We start from the raw sequence: 24,317 nt of genomic DNA, 5'->3' as shown, positions 1-24,317 counted from the left end.
GCGAAGCAGAGCGTTTTATGGACTTCATACGGCAGACCCTGGCCAGTGATAGCCCGCAACTCATCGAATACACACTGCAAGTGCAGAGGGCATGAAGGTACTTGAGGGTCATGCCCAGCGTCTGGATATTCAACTCAATGGTAAGCAGGCGGTGGTGATACTCGCCCGCGATGTAACGCAGCGGGTCGACGACGAACATGAATTGCGCATCGCAGCCGCCGCTTTTGAAACGCAGCAGGCATGATTATCACCGACGAGTTCAATCGCATTCTGCGAGTCAATCAGGCCTTCAGTACCATAACCGGTTACAGTCGCGAGGAAGCTGTTGGACAGCGAACCAGCCTGCTCAGCTCTGGACACCAGAGCCTGGAGTTTTATCAGAGCATGTGGCAACAGCTCAGGGCGGTCGATCGCTGGCAAGCGAAATCTGGAATCGGCGTAAAAACGGAGAAATTTTCCCCGAATGGCTGTCAATCAGCGCGGTGCGAAATACCCAGGGCCAGGTTATCAATTATGTTGCATCCATTGACGATACATCCGAGCGTAAGGCGGCCGAGGAGCGTATCCAGCGCCTTGCCTTTTTTGATGGACTGACAAACCTACCCAATCGGAGCCTTCTCCTCGATCGCTTGCAGCACGCGTTGGATGGTTGTGTGCGTAATGGTGAGTGTGCGGCGCTGATGTTTCTCGACCTAGATGGGTTTAAGAACATCAATGATCTGCATGGGCATCAAATTGGTGACAAGGTCTTGTGCCTAGCCGCTGCACGGCTCAACGGCGCAGTGCGGGTGAGAGACACAGTGGCACGCCTTGGCGGCGATGAGTTCGTGGTGCTGCTTGAGCATCTCAACAAGCAACCAGAGCAGGCTGCTATGCAGGCCAAGCACGTCACTACATCATTGCTAGCGACTCTGGCCGCACCTTACCAAATTGACGGACTAGAACTGCGCAGCAGTGCGAGTATCGGCGTAACACTGTTCAACGACAGGTCTTGTTCAATAGATGAACTCATGCAACGCGCTGACCTGTCGATGTACGAGGCTAAAGCTGCGGGTAAGCATACTGTGCGGTTCTTCGATCCGCGCATGCAGGAGGCCGTTAACGAGCGCCTGAACCTGGAACAGGACATCCGTCGGGGCTAGTGTCCGAAGAGTTCATCCCCTACCTGCAGCCGCAGCTAGATGACACAGGTCGCCTGGTTGGCGCTGAAGTATTGGCACGCTGGCAACACCCTCAACGCGGCCTGCTTAGTCCAGCTGCCTTTGTTGAGGTGGCTGAGCACGCCGGCTTGATTGAGACGCTGGATTTGCAAATGCTGCAGAAGGCTTGCCATCAGCTAGCGTTGTGGCACCACCGGTCGGCTACGGCATCGCTCAGTTTGTCCGTCAACCTAAGTGCACGCTCCTCTATCAGACAAACTTTGTCGATCGAGTGCTTCAGATTTTGGAGCGAACTGGCGCAGACCCGCACAGACTGAAACTTGAGCTTACCGAGACGCTACTGCTTGACGACTTGCGAGGTGCCATTGCTCGCATATGTGAACTCAAGGCGCAGGGAATTCGCTTCTCAATCGACGACTTGGCACTGGTTACTCGTCGCTGGCCTACTTGCAGCAAGTATCGCTAGATCAATTGAAGATCGACCAGTCTTTTGTTCGCGAGCTGCCAGGTGATTCAAACAGTCTTGCAATTATCCGAGCCATCTGTGCATTGGCCAGTAGTCTGCAGCTCGAGGTGATTGCCGAAGGGGTGGAGAATCATGAGCAACACATCGCTCTGCTGGAGCTCGGCTGCCGGAGCTTCCAAGGCTACCTGTTCGGCCGGCCAATGCCGCTGATCGAGTTCGAGCGCCTACTAACGACGAACACTGTAAAAATCGAGAGTGAAGGCCTTATGTTTTTAAGCAAGCCCAGCGCAATGGCGCAACCGAGCGCATCGTAAACACCCCTATGAAAGAAAGGTGTTAGAAGATGTTCGCAGATTAAAACAGATTCTATTGCTCTCCCTGCCCGAGCGGTGAGTGATGCGGCGTTTTCTCTGGGCAAAGCACCCTCCTCGCCCCGGCCTCGCTTCTTTTAATCGAAGGTCAATTTTTGGGCGAGCGACAACTCTCTATGGGATGGTCGTATTACCGATGCACCTGATTGCGTCCATTGCGCTTGGCTTGAGAGCGCATTATCGGCCCGAGTCTGCAGCGTTTCCAGGTTGTCGCCAGCCTCGAAGAGTGCGAAACCGAAGGACGCCGTAATCGTGTCGAGCATTTTGTCGCTGCTACGACCCCTTATCCGCAACGACTGGATTTTCAAGCGCAGTTGCTCAGCGAACGCATGGACAGTTTCGAGATCGGCGCAACCCTTCAAGATCACGCAAAACTCTTAACCGCCATAGCGGGCCGCCTGGCGTGCGGTGGTAGCAAGTTACGCAACACCTGACCAACGTGTTGCAGCACGCGATCACCTAACTGGTGACCGTACTGATCATTAAATTGCTTGAAGTGATCGATATCTACCAGGCGGCGATCAGCGACTGCACCGATTGCCCGCTGAAAACGCAATGCACCGAGGCACGGCGCCGATACGTCTCACGTCATGCTCACGAAGAGGCTTTCGAGCGAATGGAGCGAATGGAGCGAATGGAGCGAATGGAGCGAATGGAGGCGCATCCCGAAATGATGGTCAACCTAAGATCCATCGTGGAGCCCCCCTTCGGCAACCTCAAACAGTGGCTATTTGGGAATGCTCGATTCTTGCTGCGACAACTCGAAGGCACGAGGGCCGAAATGGCCCTGGCGCTGAGCGCCTATAACCTGAAAAGAGCGATTAACGTGCTCGGCGCACGCCATCTGATGGAGTTGATGGGCTGAAACGCCCTTTTTGGTCTGCTGTGCGCACAAAAGCAAACGCCCCGAACAAGTCGGGGCGTTTGCCAGAACCACCATCAGTGCGTTTTCACACAGTCTGGAAGGGCCCCTTGTACTCAAACCAAACTCACTTTGTCAGCCAGGACTCGACGGTGTCGGAACCGTATTTCTCTTTCCATTCTTTCAGAGTTTTGTGGTTGCCACCTTTGGTTTCTACGACTTCGCCAGATTCCGGATTTTTGTAGACCTTAAGCTGGCGTGGCTTGCGTGCGCCCGATTGCGATTGGACTGCGGGAGCGCGACGACCGGCTTGCGGATTTAGCAGATTGATAATGTCCTTCAAGCTGTAGCCGTATTTGGCAAGCAATGCGCGGAGCTTGGTTTCGAATTCAATTTCCTGCTTGAGGCCAGCATCACCCTTAAGCGCTTCCAGGGCTTGAAGCTGTTCGGCTAAGTGCTTTTCTAGTTGGCGGAATTCGGCAAGTTTTGACATGAGAAATCTCTTCGTGATTAGTGTTCTAACGTTACACCAAAATCATCGACTTGGATTAGCTGTAGTTAGTTTTCATAGCTCATACGCAGTCAAAAACGCGTCGCGAATGCTTTCTCTCTCTGGCCACAAACGGAAGGCATCATCACGTTGATACACAAAGATTACCCCATAGCGTTTTGTCTTTTTTTCCACCCATGGATAGACGCCAAAAAGGCCGATACTTGAGTTCCAGTTGCAAACACCATTGGCATCCCAAGTCTCACACCAACTGCCGAGACTGTAGTGGGCGTTGGGCAATAGATTTGCTCCAGTGTTAGTCATATGTATTTGGGAAGTTTGATCGGTATAGGCCGTGCAGGCGCGCACGCATTTGCACGCCAAGGCGCCCGTGTAGTTGGGGGGCGCGCGACGAGGCGGCTCTCAATGACGTGGTGAAAGAATGTGCCGCACAAGGGACCTCAGCATGGGCTGTGCCCACCGATGTCACGAACTGAATCCCGTAACGCCTGACGGTCGCGAAGGTATGTGTCGTGACGCTGCGGGTGCCTAGAGCGTGCGGCGCGAAACGGGCGATCGTTTCGAGCGGCAAAAAACAGTAGTCCGGTTCGGTGAGTTTCAGATTGCCAAAACACATGCAAAGAAATGTCGAACTCCACCCGTTTTCGCCACCTCCAATGTGAAACCCAATGGAGGTATGAAAGATGAGCACCGCTGACCGTGATCAACAAAATGAATCAAAATCGCCTTCGAATGCGCCACCCACCGATACATCGGGCAACACGGTGAATGTAGTCGAAAGAGATTTAGACGATGCAAACAGTGACACCAAAGGTGTTGATAAAACCATCACACCTTCGTCCACCAGAGTGAAAGAACAAGATGCCGAGGAGCTCAATCGCAAGGCAGCCGAAATCAAACGCGAGATTGTGACGCCAAAGGTTCGTTAGTCAGCGTCCTTAGCTCCCATTGGATGTCTGCTAACTCGATTGCGGCGCAAGCTTTCTTTTAACAATGCGCTGAGGGTGACCCATGCTAAAGCAAATCGGGAACGCAAAAATCCACACTCATCATCGAGCCAGTTGCCATTGCGGCGCCGTCATTCTGGAAGTCCATTTGCCCAACGGCGTCCCAACGCCTCATCGCTGTGATTGCTCGTTCTGCAAGCGCAAAGGCGCCATCGTAGCGGCAGTCTCTGCATCGGATTTAAAGGTCATGCGAGGGGAAGCTGCGTTGATGAAATATCAGTTTGGCGATCGCGTGGCAGAACACTTTTTTGTGGAAACTGCGGCATCTACACCCATCACAGACGAAGCACTAACCCAAAGGAATTCGGATTCAACGTCGCCTGCTTAGAAGGTGTGAATCCGTACGACTTAGACGACATACCCGTTGCGGATGGCGGGCCTTGGCCCTCGCCCTAAGCCTGTGCTGAGCCATGACAGCATTCTGCCAATCTCAACGTTCTGTGCTCATGATTTAGGAATCTCGCCGGTCGCGTCAGCGATAGTAGTCAGCAATCCCAATTTCTGCGATGTCATCTCGCAGCTTTAAAAACGACAGACGATCAGCCCACTCACATCGATGTTGCTGGGGAAAGTCCTGCGAAACGCAAGAAGGTCATGGGGCGTATTGAATGAATCCGATTACACCCGATGGTCGATACTTCGTAGTCAAAGGGCAGCTATGGCGTTGTAGCAATCCATTACTACCTGCGGATGAGCGGCAACGCTTGGTAGATGACCTCATGGCAGCGCGTCGTGAGGTAAAGGCCGCGAAAGCTTCGGATGATCCTGAGCAATTGTTGGCAGTAAGAGCAAAGGTTCAGAAGGCCAAGGTAGCGCTAGGGGAGCGCGGGCCTGTTTGGTGGGACGATGGCAGCCCTGATTTCAATAGACGACAAATTTCCAACACCCATATGCAGAGTGGTTTCACTCCCTGAGTATCAATGCCAGTCATTGACCCACCGCTAAAGTTTCGCCACAAAACCTTGGCCATTACACGCGGTACAGTCTTCTCGGGAATCGAAACGATCAAGACATGTGGGGCAAACACAAAATTTGGCGAGTTCTATCAACGGGCGTAACTTTTCGAACGAGTGCAGGTCGCGACACTCTTGAGCTACCAGGCCGTTATCGATCAGGGCACGGAAGATATCAGGATCATCCACGGGCTCGAGAGCAATGCCGTCGATAGTACGTCCGGTTTCGACGAGCTCGTATTGATGCCCGTCAGGCAGCACCATCGTCAGTCCTGTGATCCTCGCAATAACTCCTGATGAACTGAAGATTATATTCGCGCCTTCCGCATCCCGATAAATCTTCCGTCGTAGGTCGATTTGCTGGCGTCAGCGAGCGTACTTTTGTAGTAAAAATCGACCGTCTTACCATCCCCAGCACCTCTGAACTGCCATGTCTCACAACCTGATAGGCGGATGCACCGCAGTAACGGGCTGGAGCGTCAATCAACGCTTCTACAGTGTGCCAATAAGCGGCATCCGCCAACTCGCACATGTCGAAGCATTGGAGCTCATCGATGAGTCCTTCGGACGTTAGAGTGGCGGCCATGGCGCGGAGGGTTTGCCGGTGTACCTCTGGGTTCTCCATACGGAAATCATGATCATCAAGGGTTGAACGCCATTGCTGAAGTCTGAGGACTTTGGCCTGATCGAAATTCATGGACAGGAATTCGCTGAATCACTACTGGACATATGAACAGTAGTCTAGTCAGCCATCACAAGCTAGGTTTAGGCGACGAAGCGCGGTTTAGGCCCGCGCCAGGCGTTGCGCCACTTGAACAGGTACCCATCAAAACTCTGGCCGTAATTGGCTTATAAATACCGAGACTTGCGATCAACAGGCCTAACCAAGCTTGTTATGACAACTATTATTAATCCTGAACAAAATTAGGAGGCGACGCTTTCTTCCATTTCGCCCCTAATGAATTTCGTGGAAACAGGAGGAGACGAAATGGATGAGCAAAAAATACGAGAAGCCGCCTACCGGCTTTGGGAAAAGCAAGGAAAGCCGCAGGGACAAGATCTTGAACACTGGTACACTGCTGAACAAACGGTCGGCGAAGACGATTCTGACGACTCATCTTTTCCGATGAAAACAAGCAACAAACGACCTCACTCCTCTGGAGAAAATTCGGGCTCGGGCGGAAAAGCAAAAACCAGGAACGGACGGTAAAGTCAGTACGGTATGAAAGGACACTATTGGATTCTCTTCCATCGAAAGCTCTCCCTCCTATGTCGCGCTTCGTAATGCGGTAGTCTAGCTATTCTTGCTTTGATCGAGGTGCCAGTCAGCCTTTGTAAAATACGGCGATCTTGTTTCCCACCGGATCGCGAAGGTACGCGACATAGAAGTCATCGGTGTAGGCCTCTCTGATACCCGGCTTACCCTCCTCCTGCCCACCATGGGCAAGGCCAGCCGCATGTACCTCATCCACCTTACTCCGAGAACATGCCTGAAAAGCAGGCATGACGCCGTTGCCAGCAGACGCAGGTTGGCCATTGAAAGGCTTGGCGATGTGGATGCTTCCCGGCCCATTGGACTTATCTACCGTATCGGGTAGCGAGAAACAGTAATGTCCTTCGGAGCGCTCCTTTGCATATCCGAGTGGCGAAAGAATAGCGTTGTAGAAGTGAGCAGAATCTTCGACATCATTGGCACCTATGAATAAATAGCTGAGCATCATTTCGTCCTCGAAGTGGTATTCCAATGCACAGTGAGTTCCATTCCCCAGCCTGTGTCAGTTCTCGCTTTGGCGCACCAGTCGGCCTCCCGTCTGCACACACGCGCACCCATCAAAATCACTGCAGTAGCTATGCAGGAGAAGGCGGTAACCCAGGCACGTGCGCGGAGTTAGCTAAGCGTGGCTGAAGGTCAGGGATGTTTCTCGTTCGAATAAGAGGATGATGGGCGCGTCTGCCGTGTACAGACTCGTCGACTAGGCAGGTGTTCAGTGCAAGGCTTCCCGGAAATCTAATCCAGCAAATCCGCAGGACCCTTACCGCCATTGTCTGCCAGCTTTTTCATGACTGCGGAATGAAGCTAGACGTTCATCGCTGCAGCGTCCTCAGTGAACCTGTGTAGTGCAATTCAGCAGCAAGCTCTTTTCTAGCGGACAAGCTACTGTCGATGTTCAACAGTTTGAGTAAATCTACAATCGACGTATGCCAATTCAATTGCTCTCCGTGCTGGCTGGCCAACGTTTCCAGTTTTGAGGCTACATCTACTTCGCTAATCGCAGCTGTAGAAGTGGAAGGTGCCGTCTGGGGTGAGCCGGGGATGCGCCATTGACGGGAGTAGACGGAGCAGCCTCAGCTGACGGGGCTGCGTAATTAGCAAACCCTAGTTTTTCCAATATCGTGCAGAACAAGCTCATGAGAGTACTCCTAGGATTTAGCTGCCAACGCCCTGATGGCATTGGATACCTATGGATGACCCCCGGCCTTCCGATAGAGTTTTATCGCTCTTCCCAGCTGCGCGATTGCACGGACTTGCCCACCCATTTGCATTCGACCTAACCAGTCATTTGCATCGGATTTGACCAGCAAAAATCGTGGTAATGACCGGCAGAGAACGGCCCAGAGTGTGTAAAAACGCTGACAAAAAATCGAAGTGCGCGCCCCTACGTCAATTCTGGAAAAGCGCGGCGGGTGCTTCATCTGCCATGGCACCATAGCCATGGTGCCGGCGATCACGGACGCGCAAAATTTTGTCTTCGCGCTGGAATCAGGCAAACAGCCAACAGCGCCAGCCAATCGGATTTACAAGGGCTACCAAGTTACCGCCTTCACCGACGCGGAAGAGGAGCAGGCCAAAGGTTTCCTCGGCGGCGGCCAAGAACGTAATCGAAGACCGCGAAGTCGTTTCCGGCCAGAACCCACAGTCGGCCAAGGCAGTCGCCGTGTCTTCACGTTCACATGCAAAAAAACAGCTCACCTGCGAGACGATGAGCTGGATACACGTGCTGCCAATCAGCAGGGGGATCTCTCCAAAACTCTAAGCTCTCAATATTGAATTGAACGCTTATGCCGCGCTGAACATCTTGTGCGGATCAATCACAAACTTCTTCGGCACGCCCGCATCAAACTCGCCGTAGCCACGTGGTGCGTCATCCAGACTGATGACCTCCACTCCAACGATGTCGGCAATATGAATACGATCCCACATGATCGCCTGCATCAACTGGCGGTTGTACTTCATCACCGGCGTCTGCCCAGTGTGGAAGCTGTGGGATTTCGCCCAGCCCAGACCGAAGCGAATGCTCAGGCTGCCAAGTTTTGCGGCGGCATCCACTGCACCTGGATCTTCGGTGACGTAAAGGCCCGGAATTCCGATCTTACCGGCCACACGAACCACGCCCATCAACGAGTTGAGTACGGTAGCCGGCGCTTCGTGTTTCACGCCGTCATGGCCGTGACCGCGCGCTTCGAAGCCTACGGCGTCGACGGCGCAATCGACTTCTGGTTCCCCAACAATGCAGCGATCTGTTCGTGCAGAGGGGTATCTGTTGACAGGTCAGCGATTTCGAAACCCTGAGCCTTCGCGTGCGCCAGGCGGATCGGGTTGACGTCACCAATGATCACAACCGCGGCGCCCAACAGGCGAGCGGAAGCGGCAGCCGCCAGGCCAACCGGGCCGGCACCGGCGATGTACACCGTGCTGCCCGGGCCAACGCCGGCGGTCACTGCGCCGTGGTAACCGGTCGGGAGGATGTCGGAGAGGCAGGTCAGGTCACGTATTTTCTCCATGGCACGATCGCGATCCGGGAGTTTCAGCAGGTTGAAGTCGGCATACGGCACCATGGCGTACTCAGATTGGCCACCGGTCCAGTCGCCCATGTCGACATAACCGTAAGCACCGCCCGGACGCGCCGGGTTAACGCTGAGGCAGACACCGGTGTGCATCTCTTTGCAGGAACGGCAGCGACCGCAAGCAACGTTGAACGGTACAGAGACCAGATCGCCGATTTTCAGGTTCTCGACGTCACTGCCCTTCTCGATCACTTCACCGGTAATCTCGTGACCCAGCACCAGACCGGTCTGAGCAGTGGTACGACCGCGTACCATGTGCTGGTCCGAACCACAGATGTTCGTGGACACCACGCGCAGGATCACACCGTGCTCAATCTTGCGACCACGCGGGTCCTGCATTTTCGGGTAGCTTATCGATTGGACCTCGACTTTGCCCCCGCCGAGATATACGACTCCACGATTTTCGATCATTCTTGTTTTTCCTCAGGTGAATAGGCCCCGCTGAAATGGGGGGCAATGCATTAAGACTTTTGCTGTGGATCGACATGCTCGCCATATAAGGCATCAACCAGATAGGTCCAGTCGAAAGGCACCATGTCGCAATACTGAATTTCTGCCTCATCCATGGCGTCTAGCATCCCCGCCTGCACTGCTGCTATGGCCTGGCTCATGCGCGGCGGTATACCAAACTCCTCGACGGCCTTGGCCACTTCGATCATTTCTTCAGAGCGACGACGACCGTGTTCCGCAACGCGGCTGATCAGATAATGGGGAAGGTCTGCATTCCAACCCATGCTCGGAAAACTTTGGTGCAACGACTCGAGCACTGGTTTCTCGACACCGTATTGCCGGGCAGCGGAAAGACACTCCGTGGTCAATGCCTCCAAGCCCTTGATCATTACACTGCGGCACATTTTCACTGCTGAGGCCACACCGACCTTGTCGGAAAATGCTCGCACATTGAACCCCAACGGCTGCAGCGCACCCACCAGGGCACGTGCCTGCCCGCCCCCCAGCAAAATCGGCGTCTTCAAGCGTTGAGGCGGCACCGGCGCCATCACCGCCGCGTCGATGTAATGGCCACCACTGCCTTCGATAGCTTCACCGGCCAATTGTTTGGTTCGGGGCGATACCGAGTTGAGGTCCACAAACAGTTGCCCATGGGGATGTCGGGTTGCTATGGCTCTAGCCACCTCTAAGGCGCAACCAGCGGTCACTGCACTGATGATCAAAGGAACATGGTCGATAGTGCGTTCAAGTGACTCCATTAGGATTACGCCACAGATCCGAGCTTTTTCCTGAAGAGCCACGCGACGTTCGGGATCTTCAATCAACCGATCAAAGGCCATTACTCTCACGCCCTGAGCGGCCAGATCCTGGCCGATAATTGCGCCAACCTCACCAAAGCCGATCAAGCCAACGCTATCAATCGAGGTGGTCATTATTTGTTACCAGTAGCCTTGCCCGACCAAACAGAATGGGGTATGCAAACCTGACCGTCGAACAGCAATCTTGAAGTACGCAACAGCCCACAGCCGACTAGCGAACCATTGTCCAAATGCAACTCCACAGTGAATTCACCGGTTGGATGCTCCACGGATAACCGTAAATGTTCACCGGTCGGGACACGAGCCACGCCTTGAGTTACTGAGCCGGCGATCAAACATGCCGACGCCACACTCACGGCGCCAAATACGCCAATCGATGCATGACATTTATGGGGAATGAAACTGCGACAGCCGATAGCGCCTCCCGCAATGGGTTCGGCAATCAAACACATTTTCGGCACACTACGTTGACTTACGTCACCCAAGTTCATCAAGGGGCCGGCTTGCAAACGAATCGATTCGATACGGGCCTTGAGCTCTTCATCAACATCTAGCTGTTCACGGCTTTCATAGCCACTGCGCCCCAAGTCGGCAGCACGCATCAGAACCACCGGCATGCCGTTATCGATGCAGGTTACATCGACGCCATCGAAACGGTCGAGCACGTTCCCGGTGGGCAATAAGGCACCGCAACTGGAACCGGCGATATCGTCGAACTCGACGATCACCGGAGCCGCAGTGCCGGGCACGCCATCGATGCTAGCTTCACCGTGATAACTAACCTCTCCATTCGGAGTATGGACAATAGCCGTGGCAGTCTGACCGGTGTTCTCCATGAATATCCGAACCCGCGTTACCTCGCCTTGGGCCGGAACCAGCCCACGCTCCAGAGTGAAGGGTCCAACACCAGCCAGGATGTTGCCGCAGTTCTGACCGTAGTCGACCAGCGGCTGGCCCACTACCACCTGAGCAAACAGGTAGTCAACGTCGACCCTGGACGCTCTGAGCGACGGATGATCGCCACTTTGCTGGTCAACGAATCAGCACTACCCACACCATCGATTTGCCGCGGATCAGGCGAGCCCATGGCTGCCAGTAAAACTTTATCGCGCACGTTCTGCTCAGCCGGCAGATCCTCAGCCAGGAAGTAAGCCCCTTTGGAGGTGCCACCGCGCATCATCAGACATGGAATGCGAGTCTGGCCCATATTCAGCCCTCCAGTTGATCGAGGCTGTCGTAGTACCTCAGCCCCTTCTCTTCCAGGCGCAGGCGCATGTTGTAAATGTCCAAGCCCAACTCACCGCTCGCCAGGCGCAGGCGTTTTTGCTCTTCGAGGTCAGCGCGCTTGCGACTGGCCTCGATCACTGCCGGCAGCTCTTCACGCCGCACAATCACCACACCATCATCGTCGGCCAGCACCACGTCACCGGGATTGACAAGTTGACCTGCGCACACAACGGGAATATTCACCGACCCAAGGGTTTCCTTGATGGTGCCTTGGGCATGTACGGCGCGGGACCAGACCCAAAAGCCCATTTCCCTCAGGGTTTTGGTATCTCGCACACCAGCGTCCAGAATCAGGCCGCGTACGCCACGAGCTTTCAGCGAGGTAGCCAACAGGTCGCCGAAAAAGCCATCGCTGCATGGCGAACTCGGCGCAACCACCAGGATATCGCCCGGTTTGCATTGCTCCACGGCCACATGGAACATCCAGTTATCGCCGGGGGCGACCAACACTGTTACAGCGGAACCGCTAATGGCGATATCTCGCTGGATCGGTCGTATCGATGACGACAGCAGTCCCTTTCGACCTTGAGACTCGTGAACCGTAGCGACGCCGTATTGGCTCAGCTCATGGATCAGCACGCTGTCGGCGCGCTCAATGTTGCGCACGACTACAGCAGTCCTACCGACAAGGCTCATCCCAAATTCTCCGTGACTCGTGGAAATATGCTCTGGTAACCCTCGGCGTAAACGATGTCTTTCTTCGAGGTGATTCCGATGTTGCGCTTTGCCTGCACGCCCCTCTGCAAGGCCACCCGGGTGTAGTACTCCCACAGGTGTTCCTGACCGGCCATGCATTGGATGGCGGCGTACTTCTTATCCCAAACCTCGGTAATGTTCAGCAGAACATCAGGCTTCCAATCGCACTGTTCAGGCTGATGCGGTTCGAAGCTGTACACCGGTGGCGCTCCAACGATTTTCTCGCCTGGCTTATAGCCCTCAGCTTGGGCGACGATCCGCGCTTCCTGGGTCAAGTGGATGGCCAGAGGGTGGTCGTAGTTATAGGGGTCTTTCAAGGAGTGACTGAGGACGAACTCTGGTTGCACGCGGCGGAACACGTCGGCCAGGCGAAATAGGGTTTCTTTATCGGCGCGCATCGGGTAGTCGCCGATGTCGAAGAATTCGATCGTAGCACCGAGAATGTCGGCGGCAGCCTGGGCCTCTTCTCGCCGAGCGGCCTTGACCTTACTTTCAGTCATTTCGCCCTTGCGCCAAAGCTTTGCGGACTCGCCTCGCTCGCCGAAGGACAGGCAGACGATATGGACCCATAACCTTGCTCGACATGCAGTGCGATGGAACCACCGGCACGCCACACGAAGTCCGCGGAATGGGCGCTGACGACCAATGCGGCCTTTTCGCTAATGTCACTCATGTTCTGTTGACCCCTCTCTTATTTAAGAGAATGCTGTCACAGCTACCTGGAAGCGACTAATGCGTTTGAATTACAACGCTATACTTTTTACTTATCGGCTTGTCGAATGCCTGTCTGAAGCGAAAGAGTTTTTGAATGTCCGCGATTGAATTACCTCACTTGATGCAAATCCGGACCTTTATTAGGGTAGCGGACCATGGAAGCGTGTCTCGTGCATCGGAAGTGTTGTTGCGTGCTCAATCGGTGGTGACTCGCTCGGTCCATGACCTGGAAGCACGGCTGGGCGTGCAACTGTTCGAGCGACATGCCAATGGCATGCTTTTAACAGCCTACGGAAAATGTATCCTGCCCCGGGCAAGGCGGATATTGGCCGAGCTCGCAGTGATCCCAGCGATGCTCGGCCAGCCGCCAGTAACCGTGCATGAACAGCTTTACCTGCTGTACACCCGACGCCTGGAAATTTTCGTCAAACTGTGCGAAACGCAGCACATGCGGACTGTGGCCAATGCGTTTGGGTTCTCTCAACCAGCGATCAGCAGCGCGCTGAAAATACTCGAGAGCGGTACCGGCAAAGTCCTGTTCGAGCGCACTGCCCGTGGTTTGCGACCGACTCGAGCGAGCCAGGAGATCCTCTACCCGATTCGTCGAGCCCTTAATGAGCTCCGGCATATCGACGCCGACATCGCCGCACTCAAGGGTTCCCTGCAAGGAACGGTGACGGTGGGGGCTCTGCCGCTAGGACGCACCCGAATACTTCCACAAGCCATTGTGCAGTTGATCAGCAATCATCCCGGAGTTCGAGTCGCGACTAACGAAAGCCCTTTCAATCTACTGGCGATGGAACTCCGCGCCGGCGATGTTGATTTTGTGTTTGGGGCATTGAGGCCCTCGGGCTATGCCAATGATCTTCATGGCGAGGAATTGTTGACAGAAGAAATGGTGGTGTTGGTCCGGAGGGGGCATCCTTTATCAGGAAAGCACGTCACGGCGAATGACCTGAGCAACTCACAGTGGATATTACCTCGAGCCAATACACCTGCCAGGCTGATAATGGATGCCCATTTTGAACGCTTGGGCGACAAGTCTCCCGAACCGGTTGTAGAAACGGGCGATCTGGCAATCATCCGCGGATTACTGCTGCGCTCGGACATGCTTGCGGTGGTCTCCGAGCATCAGCTTGAACACGAAATTGCTTCAGAAGAGTTACAGCGCTTACAACTGCAACTGCACGACACCAACCGCCCCATAGGCCTTATCTACCGAACCAATGGCTTGCATTCTCCAGCAGCGGAGGCATTGATTCAGCAGATCCGAGCGGTGGTCCAACAAGCGCCCTGATCTACTTCTTCCCAGCTACCGAAGACGTGACCCGGATTGCGGGTCTTCTGCAAGTCTTCTAACGACAAGCCCTTCATGGCAGCGGAAATGTGCAGGTTGGACAACCGACAACTGACAACCGCACCCAGCTTCCCCAGCAGAAAGAAATCACTCAGCTGAGTCGCCTCTATCAAGGATTGTCATTGACAGATCAGTGAGCGATGCAGTGAGAATTGCCGTCCGCACAACAGAGCCACCTTGGATAGTTTAAAGATTCATACTGTGTCGTTGGATTGCAGCATGCTCCCTCAGTAACATCTCTACCCTGGTTGTTTCACGCCTGCGCAGTGCCTCAACAATTGAGTGATGCTGACGGTGCGCATAGATCAACTCGTCTTTTCTCAAACTTAAGTTTGGGTCGTTAAACGTCATCACCGAAGGGTGCACAAAAGGAACGGAGTGGCAACGAGCGACGAGTTCCTCAAGGAGCGGTTTTCCAGCAGCCTGCAGGATTAACTCATGGAAACGGTAGTTCATCGTGCCGTATGCCTGCTCAACCTCTTCGTTTATATGCAGCTGATGAACAATTCGATCGCCCTCCTCAAGGCAGGCTTGAAATGCTTGACTCAATTCGTCTGTCAGGCCTTTCTCAGCGGCAATGCGAGCAGCCATGCCTTCGAGGACAGCACGCGCTTCCAGCGCGACCAAGCTCTCGTCATGAGTGAACACTTTGACGGCGTAACCTCTTTTTCCAACCGGAACGAGCAACCCGTCCTGCGCCAAAGTAGGCAGGGCCTGTCTCACTGGTGTACGTGATAGACCAAGCCGTTCCGATATAGCAGCTTCCGTAAGCCTTTCTCCAGGCGCGAGCGTCCCCTAAGGATCAATTCTCGAATTTTGCGGGCTGCAAGAGAGTGTTGCTTTTGGAGCGAAGGGCTTAACTCAGCGGTGTTTGACATATGGAATGGCGCCCATGGTGCAATGGTGACTGCTCAAGTTTACCCGGAATCCAAGGCCTTTGTGTTTGGGATCCCAACGAAAAAATACTTTGCCAGTAGATTGACTCAAGCACGAGTAAAACCTAGTATCGGATCCCAACAAACACATTTTTCCTGAATTATTTGCACTAATTCCGACTATGGGATCCCAACGAGAAAACAAAACAATCAGGAGCTGACCCGTGCATAGTCCGATGCTTAACGTTCTGGTCGGAGGCATCCGCCGACTAACCCGTCGTGTTAACGAATACCTGTTGGTCTCCAATGACGGTTGGGGTCACCTATCAGAAGCTCGATTTGTTCCTCCAGCAATGCATTTTGCGTTTGCTCGAACTGTCGTCCACCAGCCTGACCCAGGCGGCCCGAGTCAGTATCGCTTCAACGTTTCGCATGTAATCACTCCCGAAACAAACAACACAATTCACTACCGGGGGTTCAATTCCCGCGACTTGAAACATCCCGATGTTGAAGTCGACGCCTTCATGATAAAAGGCCTCAGAACAGGCCTACTTGAAAGATGTCGATGCCTTGAAGTTGATATCAGAAGTCGTTCAGAAAGATGCCGATACGCAATTCGACGTCAACTTAGCCCTAGATAAGGCGGGCATCTCATACGCCGCAACCTGCATCATTTAGCCAGCGGTAGAAGCTAAAAATGCTCACAACCAGAACACCGTTCCAGGAGAAATATAATGGCTAAGATCATTGGCGCGATTGGCACATCGCATGTGCCTACTATCGGACTCGCCTACGACAAAGGAAAGCAGGATGATCCCGCATGGAAACCACTGTTTGAAGGCTACAAGCCTGTCGCATCTTGGTTAAAAGAGAAAGAAGTCGACGTCCTGGTTTTTTTTTATAACGACCATTGCACGACTTTCTTCTTTGATATGTACCCAACGTTTGCGTTGGGTGTGGGGGAAAGCTTTCAGATTGCGGACGAAGGTGCGGGCCTGAGACCGCTACCACCGATTCGCGGAAACGTTGCGCTCCAAGCTCACATTGCCGAATCGCTCGTGAATGATGAAATCGATATTACAGTCTTCCAGGACAAACCGATCGATCATGGGTGCGCGGCCCCGTTACCGCTTTTGTGGCCACATGATCCCGACTGGCCAGGGGTAGTGGTACCGGTAGCAATCAATGTTCTGCAGTACCCATTGCCGACCGCGCAACGTTGCTATCGATTGGGTCAAGCCATTCGTCGAGCCGTTGAGTCCTACCCAGAAGATTTAAATGTCGTAGTAGTGGGAACGGGCGGACTGTCACATCAGATTCATGGTGAGCGTACCGGATTCAACAACACCGAGTGGGATATGGAGTTCCTGGAGCTTTTGGAGCACGACCCTCAACAGTTAACTCTTATGACGCACGCCGATTACGTCCGACTAGGCGGTGCCGAGAGTGTAGAGCAGATCATGTGGCTGGCGATGCGGGGTGCAGTTGAAGGACCTGTGCGCAAGATTCACCAGAATTATTATCTGGCTACGACCACCGCCATGACAGTCGTACTTTATGAACCTGTTAGCGTGACGACTGACTCAAAGTCGGTTGCTTGAGGAGCTCAAATGAATCCACAAGTTATTGGAATGCAAGAACTCGGCGGCACCTATGTCTTTGACTTACGTGTAAGCAGTAAGACGCTAAAGCTCAACCGTTTTTTCTGGAACATGATTACGCCAAAGTGGCGGGAGCGCTTTCTTGAAGACGAGGAAAAGCTCATGGCGGATGCTGGCTTGACAGAAGCAGAAAAAGAAATGGTTCGTTGTCGGGATTGGTTGAGCCTCGTCCAATACGGGGCCAATTTTTTCGTTGTTGAAAAATTTGCCCGCGTTGTGAAGCTGAGCAATATGCAGGTGTACGCGATTATGCGCGGTGAATCTCTTGAAGACTTTCTTAAGACGCGACTTGTCCCCGAAATGCGTTGAACAGTAGGGGCCTAATATGAACTTTAACAGTACAAATCAAACCTTTTCCAACAACGCATGGTATCTAGCCGTTTGGAATGCAGAGGTTGGTCGACATCTTCTGATGCACACGATCTGCGGCCAAGGGACATCGTGCTGTACCGCAGTTGGCCCGCTTTGGCAGATCCCGGTTTGATTCCCGATCTCGGTGGGTTTGATGACCCAGAATGGGCAGGTGACGGCTGCATAACAAAGGTTGAATCCGATTAGGTCCCTTAAATTCGTTCCAGCGACGTTACTAAGCATATGAACCGGTTTAACTATAAGCGTGGGTCGGATAAGGGCGATCTCCGGTTTATTTTTAGCGGGAATGTAAATGGCGAAGGAAAGGCCTTGGCTAAGTAACATTTTGGTACTGGCACTTAGTCATGTTCAAAGAAGACGACGTTACGAGTGGCCCTGGGGCTGCAGAGCTATCCCAAAACTGAATAAAGACAACTTGAAGGCAGAAAATATGAAACCGGCGTTATACTTATTATCCGGCCTGTTGTGCGATCAAACAGTCTGGCAAGCTCAAATAGATGCTTTGAAAGGCATACGCGATATATACGCACTGGATTTCCAGGGTTTTGATAATTTAAGCGCCATGGCTGAGCATGTTCTGAGCCAGACACCGGAGGTCTTTGCGCTAGCGGGACATTCTATGGGCGCACGGGTGGCGCTAGAAATAGTCCGTCTGGCCCCCCATCGGGTAGAAAGGCTAGCTCTTTTTGATACCGGTTCCCACCCGGTTAAAGCTGGCGAGAAAGAAGCTCGCCAAAAACTGCTTGATCTGGCTCGCGAGCATGGTATGGAGGCCCTCGCAAGCCAGTGGCTCCCTCCAATGATGAGTCCGGAGAACGTTTCAAATGCTTCGTTACTCGATCCCTTGAAAACAATGGTGTGCAGTATGAGCCTTGAGACGTTTGAGGGGCAGATCCGCGCTCTTCTGAATCGCCCCGATGCTAGCTTGGGACTCGCCTCGATCCAATGCCCAACATTGATCGGAGTCGGACGGGAGGACACTTGGAGCAATATAGCTCAGCACGAATTAATGGCCCTCGCTATTGAAAGATCTCGATTAGTCATTTTTGAGCGAAGTGGGCATATGGCTCCCTATGAGGCTCCGATAGCTGTAAGCACAGCGATGCGAGAATGGCTTTTACATACCAACTAGTACCTACAATGTATCTGTATTTGTTTGACTTAAGATCTTCGTGTAAAAAGCATACTACCTAAGCGCTAATAATCTCAAACAAAAATAGAAGTGAGTTAAATATGATTAAACAACTGTAATGTTTTCTCTCAGCGCAAGACAAGAGATGTTCATCCCCGAACATGGCCCTGATACGCCATGTACCCGAATGAAAGCATAATCGCTCGCCCCTTCTACGATGACAATATCAAATTTGCAATTAATAAAAGATCATTAGAATACGATTTAACATATGTTTTGCAACATTTGCTCACCTACGCGCTCCAACAAGCCACAAAACATCACTAGGCTTTACGAACGAAATTTAGAGGTTGATGGTGGCTATAAGTTTGATGAGAGAGTGTTTATTCGGCTAACTCATGTTTTCTAAATAGACGATTCCATTACGGAGATTCAAATGTACACAGTAACCCCAATAGATCGAATGCTGGCCGAGCATGCGTGTGAACGCCAAATCAAAAAATTCGCAACTCTCAATGACGCCGGCGATTATGCAGCGCTTGTTGAGCTTTTCACTGATGACGGCGTGTTTATCAGACCGAGCAGCCCTGAGACACCTGTTAAAGGACGACTAGCCATATTAGATGCTTTCAAATCCCGCCCATCCAGGGTAAGCACTCATTTTGTATGTAATACCGTGGTCGAACTCGTCTCTGAAACTGAGGCTAAAGCTAGCAGTAATATATTGTTGGTTTGTTCAGCGGCGGGAAATTTATCTACTGCGGTGGCATCTCCTCCCCACCTGATAGGCACATTCAACGACACCCTAATACTTCAAGAAGGAATTTGGCTCTTCAGCGAGCGAGCCGGCAGTATTTGTTTAAAAATTTCTGCATAGTATCATTAAATCGACTGACAAGGGGTTCGAAGCGTGAATCCCGCTTGGTTACTGGGGGAGTGTTGAGCCGAGACCTCAGTCATGGCGATACATTTATATCTGAGATAATCAAGCCTCAAAATCACAGGAGCTTGATTGCAAGTCTTTCAGGGTCTCGCATGCAAAAGCGCACTCAGTCTTACTCTATAGGGAGCACCGACAAAGTGCAGCCTAGCCGCGGCGTTGGAGTATGGGCGGGCTACCAATCAAGTAACAGTTATAGGTTGATTGGAGCGAAGCTTCGTCAGGATTGCATCTGTAGGTGTACATTGACGCACACCAAACCCATACCCAAGCCGCTCATGAATGCCTACAACCTGGGAATTTCGCTCTTTGGATCATTACTCAGATATCGCTTGTACAACTGGTGGGAAGACTACGCCAACTTGCTCGGCATACCCCTGCCAAGCGTTAAGCAATCGCTGCACCTGTTCCGGTTGCTGAGACGCAACATCGGTGTTTTCACCACGGTCTCGAGTTAAGTCATACAAGGTCCATTTGGGAGGCTGTGGTGCATCACCAAGCCCCACTCGCGGACGCATACCTAGTAGCTTCAAGTTGCCTTCACGATAGTAGGCATTGCCAAAGAGCTCGCCGGCCATTACCCGTATTTGTTTGTCCGCAGCCTGTGTACCCGTCAGCATTGGCAGCATTGAAGTGCCAGTTACCGGATTTTTCTCCGGGTTAACAGTAGGTAACGGTAGACCCGCCGCCGCCAGGAAGGTTGGTAACAAATCGTCAACCCGGGCGACGCCGTCGACTCTCGCCTGCCGTGCCTCAGCCAAAGGCAGTTTGACAATGGCCGGAACGCTGATGCCCCCTTCCGCCGTGGTGCCCTTGAAAAGATGGAAAGGTGCGGCACTTACTTCAGCCCAGCGAATGCCGTAATCAACTTCCGAATGTGGTCGGCCCAAATTTGCCAGGCTGTTGTCGGTGTGTTTCCCACTGGGATACCACTGACTGTGATTTTCCCCGGCCGCGCCGTTGTCCGACATAAATATAATCAGGGTGTTGTCGTACTGGCCACTTTCTCTCAAGTAGTCCAGCAGGCGACCAACGTTATGGTCAAGGTTGTCGACCATCGCCGCGTAGATTTCCATCTTGCGCGCTTCCACCTGCTTCTGCTCAGCAGTGAGCTGTTCCCACGCGGGTAGATGCGGATTGGTCGGGATCGGTTTGGCTGCTTCGAAGTTGGCTGGTAGCACGCCGGTTTTCTTCATGCGCTCGATACGGGCAGTACGCACGCTATCGTAACCTCCGTCGTACCGGCCCTTATATTTATCCAGGTAGGCATCCGGTGCCTGCAACGGCCAATGCGGCGATGTATACGCGGCGTACGCAAAAAACGGTTTGCCGTCTTTGCTGCTCTCTTTTATGTAGCTGAGCAGTTTATCGGTGTAGAAATCCGTCGAATAAAAATTATCCGGCAACTCCACCGGCTTGCCGTCCTCGCGGTAGCTCAGTTGCTCGATCTTGCTGGGTTCATCAATCGAGGGTTTGAAATGTGAGCCGCCGCCGTCAAGCAACGTAAACGAATACTCAAAACCGCGTGCAGCCGGTCCCTGCTCAGGCTGCATACCGAGGTGCCACTTACCGACCATCAGCGTGTGATAGCCACCCTCTTGTAGCAACTGCGCCATGGAGTAGGAGCGCTGATTGAGAAAACCCTCGTAACCCGGCTTGCCCTGTTGAAACGGCTGTAGACCCTCAGCCATAGACCCCAAACCGGCCAAGTGGTTGTCAGTGCCTGACATCAGCATCGAACGGGTTGGAGAACATGTGGGGGATGCGTACATATTGGTCAATTGCAGATTAGTATTGGCTAGGGCGTCCAGACTTGGGGTATTGATCTCTCCACCAAAAACGCCCAGATCGGAATAGCCCAGGTCATCAGCTAAAATCAGCAGGATATTTGGTTGCGCGCTGGTTGCAGCCACTGCATTTCCTGTGCTAAGCAGCCCGAACAGCAACACTTGGATTACACGGTTGATACGCATTGAAACCTCTCTTGATATGTTCAGGCCGCATCGCAAACTGTCAAAGAATCAGCACTTACTCTTCGAAAATTGCCACGGCGCGAACAAAGCCTGCTGAGGCATGTTTGATCTTGTAGGGGAAGCACGACACCATAAAACCATTGGCAGGTAGTTGGTCCAGATTGGCCAGTTTCTCCATTTGGCCGTAGCCGATGTCGCGCCCGGCCTTGTGCCCTTCCCAAATAATCGAGGCATCACCAGTGGCCTCGAAGCGCTCACGTGTGTACTTGAATGGGGCATCCCAACTCCAGGCATCAGTACCAACAACTCGCACACCGCGCTCCAGGAGATACAAGGTGGCCTCACGACCGATACCGACACCGGCGTCCAGATAACCTGGCAGTCCAAACAGCGATCCGGCACGGGTATTAATCAGTACGATATCCAGGGGTTGGAGCTCATGACCTATTCGGGCCAATTCAGCTTCCATTTCAGACGCAGTGATTACATGACCATCAGGGAAGCCACGAAAGTCTAGTTTCACTCCCGGCTGCAAGCACCAATCAAGCGGTAACTCGTCGATACCGTACGCCGGCTTACCACCATCCGTTGTCGAGGCGTAATGCCAAGGGGCATCCATATGGGTGCCACTATGAGTCGTTATATGGAGATACTCTCCAGCCCAGGACTCCCGGCCTGGCATCTGGTCTTGAGTAAGCCCTGGAAACATCTCCTCCATTTGCGGCCAGCTTTGCTGGTGATCCATGTAATCGATTGTCGGCGCTATCACTGGTGGATCGGTATAGGGGTTGTTCTCAAGGGTGACCGAAATATCAACCAAGCGGCGTTTAGTCTGTTTCATGAGGAGTATCTCCACGTTTGGCCTTGCGTGCATTAACGCCAGGCACAGGGTTAAGGGTGTGACGAATCAGAGAGGCAGCCGAGCCGTCATGGCAAAATCCAAGGGCTCGGGCCTGGGGTGTTCTCATGGTAGGAAAGTTCCCATGTAACGCTTCGAGTCGCGCGTCTGGGGCAAAACTAATTAGATTGCGTCGCTCTTGCCCAAAGGTAGCTGCCAGAGCGTCTATCAACTGATCGATTCTTAACTTCAGCAAAGGTAACTGCCAAACTCGCCTGCCAATCAGCACTGAGCTATCTAGCTCTGCTGCATGCACCAGGTTCGTTACACAACAACGGACTGACATCCACCAGCAGTTGGCTGCTGCTGACACCGGGCAGCTATAAGGCTCGCCATCAACAAAGGCGCGGATCAACTCGCTCATGAAGGCCGAGCGCCAGCCATTAGATTCGCGCGAAAGGGTAACGATTCCGGGCAAGCGGACGGCTCGCCCATCCAAATCACCGCGCCGTGCCAGGTCTTCCAGGGCAGTTTCCACCACCAGATTGTGTGAACCACCAGACAGCGCTGGACGCGGAGCCGCGCATTCGTCCATGCGTGCAGGCAAGTTATCGCCATACACCGCGACACTGCTGGCGTAGACAATCACAGGCGCTACGGATTGCTCGCGTAATTGATTGAGTAACTCAAGGCTGGCCAACAAGTTGAGCTGATAACCGAGCGCGTACTCCTCTTCCGCCGTGCCATCTAGAATGCTCCCTAAATGAAACACTACATCAATACCATCCGCGATGGACCTGCGCAGGAGCGCGGCATTAGCAATACTGCCAATGTGAAAACGCAAGCGTTGATCTTCGGGAAATCCTCTCAGCTGGTCATCGAGTAGCCTCAATATCTCGATGCGTTTGCCTCTTAACGCGCCATCGGCTAACAACCGCTGAACCAATGCACGACCCACAAAACTGTTGGCCCCCGTAATCATTACCCGCATTTGAATCTCCTTAGCAGGCAGCAACTATCTGTTGATCAATACCACCGAACAGCGATTGGCCATCGACTCCGAAAACGTCCATCTGCACGCGATCACCAAAACGCATGAATCCTGTCTGGGGTGCGCCTTGCTGAATCATTTCGATAGCCCGGCGCTCTGCAATGCAGGCTGAGCCTGCGCGAAGATCGGCGTTAGAAAGGGTTCCGGAGCCTATCAACGTCCCAGCCCCCAATTTGCGCGTAAGCGCTGCATGGGCAATCAGTTGGGCGAAGCTAAAATTCATCTCGGAGCCATTCGGGTTCCCAAACCACTCACTGTTCCAACTCAACTGCAAGGGCAGTTGCACACGCTCATCGCGCCAGGCATCGCCTAACTCGTCAGGGGTAATTGCCACGGCGGCGAAGCTTGAGGAAGACTTGGCCTGGATAAAGCCGAAACCTGTTTTCATCTCACGCGGTGCCAAGGCACGTAAGCTGACATCATTGATCTGCAGGATCAGTTTGATATGGGCAGCCGCCTGCTCAGCGGGACAACCCATTGGCACCTCATCGACCAGCACGCCGAATTCACCTTCAAAATCGATACCGAGGCTTTCGCTGGGTAGAGGGATATCATCGCGCCCGCCGAGGAAGTCATCGCCCGCTCCTTGGTACATCAAAGGCGTAGTATCTGCACCATCTATGGGATCAAGGTTGAAGGCCTTTTGCATTAATTTACCGTGATTGAGGAAGGCCGAACCGTCCAGCCACTGATACGCACGGGGCAGTGGCGCCATGGCCTCCGCAGGGTTAAAGGCAAAGCTGCCCTGCATACGCCCAGCATTCAATTCTCCAGATAACACCTCCAACTTTGGTTTTACAGCTGCCCAGTTCTCGATGGCGAACTGCATGGTGGCTGCAATATTGTCTGCAGCGACTGCACGGCTAAGATCACGTGAGACTACGACCAGACGACCATCACGGCTGCCGTCCTTCAGTGTTGCAAGTTTCATTTTTGTGCTCCAAGTAATGTCGCAATAACGGGTGAATACTGACCAT

Annotated in this window: 18 protein-coding genes and 11 pseudogenes; 11 read left to right on the top strand and 18 right to left on the bottom strand. The window is 53.1% G+C overall.

Annotated features, from left to right (window positions below; translation table 11 throughout):
• Positions 1 to 1,940 (top strand): annotated as a pseudogene (locus tag CES87_RS22750) (putative bifunctional diguanylate cyclase/phosphodiesterase); the annotation flags it as partial.
• Positions 1,941 to 2,127: 187 nt separating this feature from the next.
• Here the strand turns inward: CES87_RS22750 and CES87_RS34090 are convergent.
• Positions 2,128 to 2,511: pseudogene (locus tag CES87_RS34090) on the bottom strand (GGDEF domain-containing protein); the annotation flags it as partial.
• Here CES87_RS34090 and CES87_RS22740 point away from each other — a divergent pair.
• Positions 2,503 to 2,862: pseudogene (locus tag CES87_RS22740) on the top strand (transposase); the annotation flags it as partial. The pseudogenes CES87_RS34090 and CES87_RS22740 sit on opposite strands and share 9 nt — an antisense overlap.
• A gap of 124 nt (positions 2,863 to 2,986) precedes the next feature.
• Here the strand turns inward: CES87_RS22740 and CES87_RS22735 are convergent.
• Together CES87_RS22735 and CES87_RS22730 are read right to left on the bottom strand one after the other, a co-directional pair.
• Positions 2,987 to 3,352, bottom strand: a complete 366-nt coding sequence (locus tag CES87_RS22735) for a histone-like nucleoid-structuring protein, MvaT/MvaU family (protein ID WP_128607865.1) — start codon at positions 3,350 to 3,352, stop codon at positions 2,987 to 2,989.
• A 72-nt stretch (positions 3,353 to 3,424) separates the two neighbouring features.
• Positions 3,425 to 3,649 carry a hypothetical protein gene (locus CES87_RS22730; RefSeq protein WP_128607864.1) on the bottom strand — a complete coding sequence of 75 codons (225 nt, stop codon included), beginning with the start codon at positions 3,647 to 3,649 and terminating at the stop codon, positions 3,425 to 3,427.
• Positions 3,650 to 4,053: 404 nt separating this feature from the next.
• Here CES87_RS22730 and CES87_RS22725 point away from each other — a divergent pair, with 404 nt between their 5' ends.
• From CES87_RS22725 to CES87_RS22715, 3 genes and pseudogenes are all read left to right on the top strand, one after another.
• The gene (locus tag CES87_RS22725; protein WP_128607863.1) at positions 4,054 to 4,299 is read left to right on the top strand and encodes a hypothetical protein; all 246 of its coding nucleotides are present in this window, start codon (positions 4,054 to 4,056) and stop codon (positions 4,297 to 4,299) included.
• Positions 4,300 to 4,381: 82 nt separating this feature from the next.
• Positions 4,382 to 4,773: pseudogene (locus CES87_RS33530) on the top strand (GFA family protein).
• 212 nt (positions 4,774 to 4,985) lie between these two features.
• A pseudogene (locus CES87_RS22715) lies at positions 4,986 to 5,311 on the top strand (hypothetical protein).
• A 7-nt stretch (positions 5,312 to 5,318) separates the two neighbouring features.
• Here CES87_RS22715 and CES87_RS33525 read toward each other — a convergent pair.
• On the bottom strand, positions 5,319 to 5,594 hold the full coding sequence (locus CES87_RS33525; protein WP_256591048.1) for a hypothetical protein: 276 nt from the start codon (positions 5,592 to 5,594) through the stop codon (positions 5,319 to 5,321).
• Complete coding sequence (locus CES87_RS33520) at positions 5,581 to 6,027, bottom strand: hypothetical protein (RefSeq protein WP_256591047.1); 447 nt, start codon at positions 6,025 to 6,027, stop codon at positions 5,581 to 5,583. Before CES87_RS33520 ends, CES87_RS33525 begins: the two co-directional genes overlap by 14 nt.
• A 291-nt stretch (positions 6,028 to 6,318) precedes the next feature.
• On the opposite strand from CES87_RS33520, the gene CES87_RS22705 reads away from it, so the two are divergent.
• Positions 6,319 to 6,540: a DUF2934 domain-containing protein gene (locus tag CES87_RS22705; RefSeq protein ID WP_218196367.1), complete on the top strand. Its 222-nt coding sequence runs from the start codon at positions 6,319 to 6,321 to the stop codon at positions 6,538 to 6,540.
• 115 nt (positions 6,541 to 6,655) lie between these two features.
• Here CES87_RS22705 and CES87_RS22700 read toward each other — a convergent pair whose 3' ends face one another.
• Complete coding sequence (locus CES87_RS22700) at positions 6,656 to 7,075, bottom strand: VOC family protein (RefSeq protein ID WP_256591046.1); 420 nt, start codon at positions 7,073 to 7,075, stop codon at positions 6,656 to 6,658.
• 263 nt (positions 7,076 to 7,338) lie between these two features.
• A pseudogene (locus tag CES87_RS34510) lies at positions 7,339 to 7,741 on the bottom strand (DUF3597 domain-containing protein).
• A gap of 236 nt (positions 7,742 to 7,977) precedes the next feature.
• On the opposite strand from CES87_RS34510, the gene CES87_RS33510 reads away from it, so the two are divergent.
• Entirely contained in the window at positions 7,978 to 8,379 is a 402-nt protein-coding gene (locus CES87_RS33510; RefSeq protein WP_256591045.1) for a hypothetical protein, read from the top strand.
• Positions 8,380 to 8,388: 9 nt separating this feature from the next.
• Here CES87_RS33510 and fdhA read toward each other — a convergent pair.
• From fdhA to galB, 5 genes and pseudogenes are all read right to left on the bottom strand, one after another.
• Positions 8,389 to 9,587: pseudogene (fdhA, locus tag CES87_RS22685) on the bottom strand (formaldehyde dehydrogenase, glutathione-independent).
• A 50-nt stretch (positions 9,588 to 9,637) separates the two neighbouring features.
• Positions 9,638 to 10,531 (bottom strand): NAD(P)-dependent oxidoreductase, encoded by an 894-nt coding sequence (locus CES87_RS22680; RefSeq protein ID WP_256591044.1) that lies wholly within the window; start codon positions 10,529 to 10,531, stop codon positions 9,638 to 9,640.
• 26 nt (positions 10,532 to 10,557) lie between these two features.
• A pseudogene (locus CES87_RS22675) lies at positions 10,558 to 11,651 on the bottom strand (4-oxalomesaconate tautomerase).
• A 2-nt stretch (positions 11,652 to 11,653) separates the two neighbouring features.
• A complete protein-coding gene (locus CES87_RS22670; protein WP_128607860.1) occupies positions 11,654 to 12,367 on the bottom strand; it encodes a 4-carboxy-4-hydroxy-2-oxoadipate aldolase/oxaloacetate decarboxylase in 714 nt (237 codons plus the stop codon).
• Positions 12,364 to 13,100, bottom strand: a pseudogene (gene galB, locus CES87_RS22665) (4-oxalmesaconate hydratase). The gene CES87_RS22670 and the pseudogene galB overlap by 4 nt, the downstream one beginning before the upstream one ends.
• Positions 13,101 to 13,235: 135 nt before the next feature.
• On the opposite strand from galB, the gene CES87_RS22660 reads away from it, so the two are divergent.
• Positions 13,236 to 14,438: a LysR substrate-binding domain-containing protein gene (locus CES87_RS22660; RefSeq protein ID WP_128607859.1), complete on the top strand. Its 1,203-nt coding sequence runs from the start codon at positions 13,236 to 13,238 to the stop codon at positions 14,436 to 14,438.
• Between the two features lie 246 nt (positions 14,439 to 14,684).
• Here the strand turns inward: CES87_RS22660 and CES87_RS22650 are convergent, their stop codons facing one another.
• Together CES87_RS22650 and CES87_RS33505 are read right to left on the bottom strand one after the other, a co-directional pair.
• Positions 14,685 to 15,146 (bottom strand): FCD domain-containing protein, encoded by a 462-nt coding sequence (locus tag CES87_RS22650; RefSeq protein ID WP_256591051.1) that lies wholly within the window; start codon positions 15,144 to 15,146, stop codon positions 14,685 to 14,687.
• A gap of 15 nt (positions 15,147 to 15,161) precedes the next feature.
• Positions 15,162 to 15,281: pseudogene (locus tag CES87_RS33505) on the bottom strand (GntR family transcriptional regulator); the annotation flags it as partial.
• Positions 15,282 to 16,107: 826 nt separating this feature from the next.
• Here CES87_RS33505 and CES87_RS22645 point away from each other — a divergent pair.
• The 3 genes and pseudogenes from CES87_RS22645 (at position 16,108) to CES87_RS22630 (ending at position 19,415) form a co-directional block, all read left to right on the top strand.
• Positions 16,108 to 17,343 (top strand): annotated as a pseudogene (locus tag CES87_RS22645) (gallate dioxygenase).
• Between the two features lie 355 nt (positions 17,344 to 17,698).
• A complete protein-coding gene (locus tag CES87_RS22635) occupies positions 17,699 to 18,538 on the top strand; it encodes an alpha/beta fold hydrolase (RefSeq protein WP_218196365.1) in 840 nt (279 codons plus the stop codon).
• 436 nt (positions 18,539 to 18,974) lie between these two features.
• Positions 18,975 to 19,415, top strand: a complete 441-nt coding sequence (locus CES87_RS22630) for a nuclear transport factor 2 family protein (protein WP_128607856.1) — start codon at positions 18,975 to 18,977, stop codon at positions 19,413 to 19,415.
• Between the two features lie 380 nt (positions 19,416 to 19,795).
• On the opposite strand, the gene CES87_RS22625 is transcribed toward CES87_RS22630, so the two are convergent.
• Genes CES87_RS22625 through CES87_RS22610 form a run of 4 tightly spaced genes read right to left on the bottom strand, consistent with a single transcriptional unit; the run spans position 19,796 to position 24,271 of the window.
• Positions 19,796 to 21,451, bottom strand: a complete 1,656-nt coding sequence (locus CES87_RS22625; RefSeq protein ID WP_128607855.1) for an arylsulfatase — start codon at positions 21,449 to 21,451, stop codon at positions 19,796 to 19,798.
• Positions 21,452 to 21,506: 55 nt separating this feature from the next.
• On the bottom strand, positions 21,507 to 22,292 hold the full coding sequence (locus CES87_RS22620) for a cyclase family protein (protein WP_128607854.1): 786 nt from the start codon (positions 22,290 to 22,292) through the stop codon (positions 21,507 to 21,509).
• The gene (locus tag CES87_RS22615) at positions 22,279 to 23,280 is read right to left on the bottom strand and encodes an NAD-dependent epimerase/dehydratase family protein (protein ID WP_128607853.1); all 1,002 of its coding nucleotides are present in this window, start codon (positions 23,278 to 23,280) and stop codon (positions 22,279 to 22,281) included. The genes CES87_RS22620 and CES87_RS22615 overlap by 14 nt, the downstream gene beginning before the upstream one ends.
• A gap of 10 nt (positions 23,281 to 23,290) precedes the next feature.
• Positions 23,291 to 24,271, bottom strand: a complete 981-nt coding sequence (locus CES87_RS22610; protein WP_128607852.1) for a fumarylacetoacetate hydrolase family protein — start codon at positions 24,269 to 24,271, stop codon at positions 23,291 to 23,293.
• Positions 24,272 to 24,317 lie beyond the last annotated feature (46 nt).

It is taken from the genome of Pseudomonas sp. ERMR1:02, from assembly GCF_002277815.1.
Classification (GTDB): Bacteria; Pseudomonadota; Gammaproteobacteria; order Pseudomonadales; family Pseudomonadaceae; genus Aquipseudomonas.
Note: the sequence above shows the minus strand (reverse complement) of the source record. Positions and strands in the feature narration are given on the sequence as shown.

Excerpts from the sequence above, each read along its gene's own strand:
- CES87_RS22725 (WP_128607863.1), top strand. The coding sequence starts at position 4,054 with ATGAGCACCGCTGACCGTGATCAACAAAATGAATCAAAATCGCCTTCG.
- CES87_RS33520 (WP_256591047.1), bottom strand. The coding sequence starts at position 6,027 with ATGAATTTCGATCAGGCCAAAGTCCTCAGACTTCAGCAATGGCGTTCA.
- CES87_RS22660 (WP_128607859.1), top strand. The coding sequence starts at position 13,236 with ATGTCCGCGATTGAATTACCTCACTTGATGCAAATCCGGACCTTTATT.
- CES87_RS22610 (WP_128607852.1), bottom strand. The coding sequence starts at position 24,271 with ATGAAACTTGCAACACTGAAGGACGGCAGCCGTGATGGTCGTCTGGTC.
- CES87_RS22735 (WP_128607865.1), bottom strand. The coding sequence starts at position 3,352 with ATGTCAAAACTTGCCGAATTCCGCCAACTAGAAAAGCACTTAGCCGAA.
- CES87_RS22615 (WP_128607853.1), bottom strand. The coding sequence starts at position 23,280 with ATGCGGGTAATGATTACGGGGGCCAACAGTTTTGTGGGTCGTGCATTG.
- CES87_RS22625 (WP_128607855.1), bottom strand. The coding sequence starts at position 21,451 with ATGCGTATCAACCGTGTAATCCAAGTGTTGCTGTTCGGGCTGCTTAGC.
- CES87_RS22670 (WP_128607860.1), bottom strand. The coding sequence starts at position 12,367 with ATGAGCCTTGTCGGTAGGACTGCTGTAGTCGTGCGCAACATTGAGCGC.
- CES87_RS22705 (WP_218196367.1), top strand. The coding sequence starts at position 6,319 with ATGGATGAGCAAAAAATACGAGAAGCCGCCTACCGGCTTTGGGAAAAG.
- CES87_RS33525 (WP_256591048.1), bottom strand. The coding sequence starts at position 5,594 with ATGGTGCTGCCTGACGGGCATCAATACGAGCTCGTCGAAACCGGACGT.
- CES87_RS22620 (WP_128607854.1), bottom strand. The coding sequence starts at position 22,292 with ATGAAACAGACTAAACGCCGCTTGGTTGATATTTCGGTCACCCTTGAG.
- CES87_RS22635 (WP_218196365.1), top strand. The coding sequence starts at position 17,699 with ATGGCGAAGGAAAGGCCTTGGCTAAGTAACATTTTGGTACTGGCACTT.
- CES87_RS22630 (WP_128607856.1), top strand. The coding sequence starts at position 18,975 with ATGTACACAGTAACCCCAATAGATCGAATGCTGGCCGAGCATGCGTGT.